Origin of the sequence: Nocardia sp. NPDC005978 (assembly GCF_040614455.1) — a bacterium.
In the GTDB taxonomy this organism is placed as follows: Bacteria; Actinomycetota; Actinomycetes; order Mycobacteriales; family Mycobacteriaceae; genus Nocardia.
This window is the reverse complement of record NZ_JBEXUS010000243.1, coordinates 1-1,292: the sequence shown is the minus strand read 5'-3', so window position 1 is coordinate 1,292 and position 1,292 is coordinate 1. Positions and strand designations below refer to the sequence as shown.

The 1,292-nt window shown below is 70.4% G+C and carries 2 pseudogenes; both read right to left on the bottom strand.

The window, feature by feature from the left end:
* Positions 1–848: pseudogene (locus tag ABZ319_RS40430) on the bottom strand (hypothetical protein); the annotation flags it as partial.
* 144 nt (positions 849–992) lie between these two features.
* Positions 993–1,292: pseudogene (locus tag ABZ319_RS40425) on the bottom strand (hypothetical protein); the annotation flags it as partial.

The window sequence follows — 1,292 nt, the reverse complement described above, 5'->3', positions numbered from 1 at the left end:
CGCGGCGCGCGCCGCCGCCACCGCAGCACGGCCGCCCAGCCGGCGAGCAGGACCAGCGGCAGCCACAGCCAGTACGGCACGGCCAGATCGCCCAGATAGATCAGACCCTGTTCCCATTTCGCGCCGCTGGCCTCCTTGGCCACGGCCGTGTTCGGGTAGGGCAGTCCGTAGTAACCCATGCGCCAGATCTGATAGCCGACCGGAACCGCCCCGGCCACCGCCACCGTCGCCGCGCGGAAACGCCACGGCCGCAACCGGGTCCGCGGCACCGGTGCGCAGAACAGCGTCAGCAGCGCCAGCCCGCCGACCATGGCCAGTTCCGGCCGGATGAGCGGAGCCAGTCCGGCCCAGAACACCGTGGCGAAGAACGCCGCCGGTCGCACCGTGTCGGTCTGCGACCAGCGCAGCATGGACCACCACAGCACGGCAAGCCAGAACAGCACCAGACAGCTCTCGAGTCCCGAGCTGGCGTAGTCGCGGGCCGGGGGCAGCGCGATGTAGACGATCGCCCCCGCCGGCGCCAGCAGCGCGGATGTCGTTCCGCCCCAGAGCCGGGCCGCACCGAGCATGGCGATGACGATCGCCGCGACCGACAGGGTGAGCGAGATGCCCAGTACGACGTATTCGAGCCGCAGTCCGGTCAGCCAGCTGAAGAACCACACCACGTACGTCCACGCCGCGCTGGTGTTGGTCTCCACGCGCTCGTTCATGTTGAAGACCGGGCCGTGGCCCGCGAGCAGATTGCGCACGGTGCGCAGCACGATCAGGCCGTCGTCGGCGATCCAGCGACGCTGCCACGCCCCCGCGGCGAAAAGCACCGCGGTCAGCGCGATTCCCGCGCCCAGCAGGACGCCCGGCTGCCAGGGCCGGGACGGCGCCGGACCCGGATCCGGTAGCGGTGCGCGCACGAGCCGGTCGATCGGCTCGATGACGACGGGAATGGGCGGCAGGGCGGGTTCCACTTCGACATCAGGCGAGATGGACAGCGTCACCTACGACTCCGATCGAGGAAATGTGCGTGAATGGTTGGAGTCCGGCTCGGCCGCGTCGCGGTCGCGGCGCAGCAGGACGTACACCGCGGCCATGACGCACAGCAGCGGGTAACAGCCGGAGTAGAACGGCACCGCGAGATAGGACCACCAGTCCGGAATGTCGTCGCGCGGCAACATGAACAGCCCGATGCCGATCGGGTGCGGCGACTCCGCCAGCGGCGGCCGGTCAGGATAGTTCCACCACCAGCACAGGCTCAGGGCCAGCACGACGGCGGTGGGCGCCCACCGCCGTCGTTCCCG